The 1,384-nt window shown below is 52.2% G+C and carries 1 protein-coding gene; it reads right to left on the bottom strand.

What is annotated here, in order from left to right; genetic code table 11:
* A partial coding sequence (locus NKH60_RS34890; protein ID WP_352875121.1) for an HAD family hydrolase occupies positions 1-1,328 on the bottom strand: 1,328 nt, incomplete at its 3' end.
* Between the last annotated feature and the right edge of the window lie 56 nt (positions 1,329-1,384).

Genomic DNA, 1,384 nt, shown 5'->3' with positions numbered 1-1,384 from the left:
GCGCGGGTTTTGAATGAGGCAGCAATAGCATGGAATTTGCGGAGTCGTACCAGCTTGCCGACGGGCTTGCGGGCATAGGCTTCACACGCGGCTGAAAGAAGATAAGCATCACGCAAAAGAAAGAAGACTTTTACTCGCTTACCCTGTCGTTGTAGGGTCTCCACCTCGTCCATCAGAAAACGGGCATAGGCATATAGCGCCGGGCCAAACGACATGTATCCTATCAATGTCTCAGGCGTGTACGGACGCAGGTTTGCTGCAGAAAAAACTGGGCGAAACGGACTCCAGCATGGCAGAATCACTGCTTCAGGTGCTGCCTGTTCGAGTACAATCAACGAGGATGCTGCGTGCTGTAGGCGCAAGAAATCTGCGACCTCACGATCAAACGGCAGGAAATGCAACGCACGTACGCCCAGTTTCCGCGGCGCTTGCGCATCGGCTACGTCATTGTCTCCGATGTGAAGTAGTTGCGATGCAGGCACCCCACACTCTTTGATTACAATCTGAAAAAGGGCATCGCTCTTGGACGTCCCATAATCGACAGAGCAGTAAACCTTGCTGATTGACTGCATAACGTCTGGAGGCAAATGCCGAGCCAAGAGGCGCCTTAACTCGGCTTCGCGCAAATACGTATCGCTCACGACGACAATTTTGATACCACGGGTGTGGGCCAGTCTGATCAGTTCTACGTACGGCGAGAATGCAAAGCAAACACTCATTTCGGTCCGGATTTCTGCCTCGGCCAATAGCTCCCGTTGCTCGCTGGAGAGCGATGTAAAAGACCGATAAATGTCACCGATATCGATTTCGCTGGATCCGTTCTCTAAAGCCTTCGCTCGACGGGCACGCGCCGCAGCGCTAATTCGTTGGTGAGGAGTTACCCCTAACCTTCGCGCGATTGGAGTATCGGCCAGCACTGCAAAAACGTCTCCAGGTGTCGCTGTCTTACGCCATAGCAACGTATCGAAACAGTCGAGTGAGAGTACCTTTAGGGAAGCTCCAAATTCGTCCAGGACCTTTGGAATATCCTTCGCCGTTATCTGCGCGTTATGGTCGGTGTCACGCATGTCGCTCCAGAGCAGGCGATCGTCCGGTTTTTGCCATTTGGTGATCTTTTCTGTTAGGCCGCCCCCGTCTGGAAACATTGCATCAGGGTGACCAATAAACCGGTAGACCTCGTCATAGACGTCGTCTTCTGGAAGACGCGGAATTGTTCCGCCATAAATGTCAGGATCAAACGTATGTTCAATACAGGATCTTCCGGAAGACTGCCGATTAATATCGGCTTGCTTTATCTTGGCGGCAATGCGCTTTAGTATGTGCTGCATATGTTTTCCTTCGCGCAAGCGCAATCTTTCTGGCTGAGAACGTCTCACTCGTCGTC

Origin of the sequence: Mesorhizobium sp. M1006 (assembly GCF_040318825.1) — a bacterium.
Lineage (GTDB): Bacteria > Pseudomonadota > Alphaproteobacteria > Rhizobiales > Rhizobiaceae > Mesorhizobium.
The sequence above is the reverse complement of the archived record's forward strand: the minus strand, read 5'-3'. Positions and strand labels throughout refer to the sequence as shown.